The organism is Psychrobacillus sp. 05T411, from assembly GCF_056396485.1.
Window position 1 is genome coordinate 1 of sequence record NZ_JBFTLO010000060.1, and the last position, 1,327, is coordinate 1,327.

Genomic DNA, 1,327 nt, shown 5'->3' on the forward strand with positions numbered 1-1,327 from the left:
AGTAAGATCCCTCAAAGACGATGAGGTAGATAGGTTCGKGGTGGAAGCGTGGCGACACGTGCAGCTGACGAATACTAATCGATCGAGGACTTAACCAAATGTATTTATTTGTTTGAAAATGTCGTTTATCCAGTTTTGAAAGAATAAAATTTTATTAAAAAACAGTTGCAATTTTCTATGAAAGTGTTATAATAGAACTTGTCTTTCAAAAGATTATTCAAGTCTAGTGATGATGGCAAAGAGGTCACACCCGTTCCCATACCGAACACGGAAGTTAAGCTCTTTTGCGCCGATGGTAGTTGGGGGTTTCCCCCTGTGAGAGTAGGACGTCGCTGGGCTTGCAATAAATATACTTTAATACCCAGGAGGATTAGCTCAGCTGGGAGAGCATCTGCCTTACAAGCAGAGGGTCGGCGGTTCGAGCCCGTCATCCTCCACCATATTTATTCCAAATGCCGGAGTAGCTCAACTGGTAGAGCAACTGACTTGTAATCAGTAGGTTGAGGGTTCAAGTCCTTTCTCCGGCACCATTGTACGAGCCATTAGCTCAGTTGGTAGAGCATCTGACTTTTAATCAGAGGGTCGTAGGTTCGAATCCTACATGGCTCATCACTTTTATGTGAATTATGCATGCGGGTGTGGCGGAACTGGCAGACGCACTAGACTTAGGATCTAGCGCCGCAAGGCGTGGGGGTTCGACTCCCTTCACCCGCACCATTTAATTTAATAACCGAGCGGAAGTAGTTCAGTGGTAGAACACCACCTTGCCAAGGTGGGGGTCGCGAGTTCGAACCTCGTCTTCCGCTCCAAAGATTCATCAAAGTGCCGGGGTGGCGGAACTGGCAGACGCACAGGACTTAAAATCCTGCGGTAGGTGACTACCGTACCGGTTCGATTCCGGTCCTCGGCACCACTTTTATGAAAAATATAAGCGCCCGTAGCTCAATTGGATAGAGCGTCTGACTACGGATCAGAAGGTTGTGGGTTCGACTCCTGCCGGGCGCGCCATATATAACGGGAAGTAGCTCAGCTTGGTAGAGCACTTGGTTTGGGACCAAGGGGTCGCAGGTTCGAATCCTGTCTTCCCGACCATTTATTAATTTCGGGGCCTTAGCTCAGCTGGGAGAGCGCCTGCCTTGCACGCAGGAGGTCAGCGGTTCGATCCCGCTAGGCTCCACCATGAACATTGAAAACTGAACATGCAAAACGTTAAGAAATATAGCTTGAAAGATTAACTTCGGTTAACTTGATAGCAAAACAATTTTGACATCATTTAATGATGATGCCAGCAAAACAACATGAGCTTTTTAAGTTCTCTATTATGGAG

At 47.1% G+C, this 1,327-nt stretch carries 9 tRNA genes and 2 rRNA genes; all 11 read left to right on the forward strand.

Annotated features, from left to right (window positions below):
* Positions 1 to 98, forward strand: a 23S ribosomal RNA gene (locus AC1DFT_RS20735); the annotation flags it as partial.
* Positions 99 to 222: 124 nt separating this feature from the next.
* A 5S ribosomal RNA gene (gene rrf, locus AC1DFT_RS20740) occupies positions 223 to 338 on the forward strand.
* A gap of 26 nt (positions 339 to 364) precedes the next feature.
* A tRNA-Val gene (locus AC1DFT_RS20745) sits at positions 365 to 440 on the forward strand.
* A gap of 14 nt (positions 441 to 454) precedes the next feature.
* Positions 455 to 530, forward strand: a tRNA-Thr gene (locus tag AC1DFT_RS20750).
* A 6-nt stretch (positions 531 to 536) separates the two neighbouring features.
* Positions 537 to 609 (forward strand) — tRNA-Lys (locus AC1DFT_RS20755).
* A gap of 23 nt (positions 610 to 632) precedes the next feature.
* Positions 633 to 717, forward strand: a tRNA-Leu gene (locus AC1DFT_RS20760).
* A gap of 17 nt (positions 718 to 734) precedes the next feature.
* Positions 735 to 809: transfer RNA gene (locus tag AC1DFT_RS20765), tRNA-Gly, on the forward strand.
* A gap of 15 nt (positions 810 to 824) precedes the next feature.
* Positions 825 to 913: transfer RNA gene (locus AC1DFT_RS20770), tRNA-Leu, on the forward strand.
* An 18-nt stretch (positions 914 to 931) separates the two neighbouring features.
* Positions 932 to 1,008 (forward strand) — tRNA-Arg (locus AC1DFT_RS20775).
* Positions 1,009 to 1,015: 7 nt separating this feature from the next.
* Positions 1,016 to 1,092 (forward strand) — tRNA-Pro (locus AC1DFT_RS20780).
* Positions 1,093 to 1,104: 12 nt separating this feature from the next.
* Positions 1,105 to 1,180 (forward strand) — tRNA-Ala (locus tag AC1DFT_RS20785).
* Positions 1,181 to 1,327 lie beyond the last annotated feature (147 nt).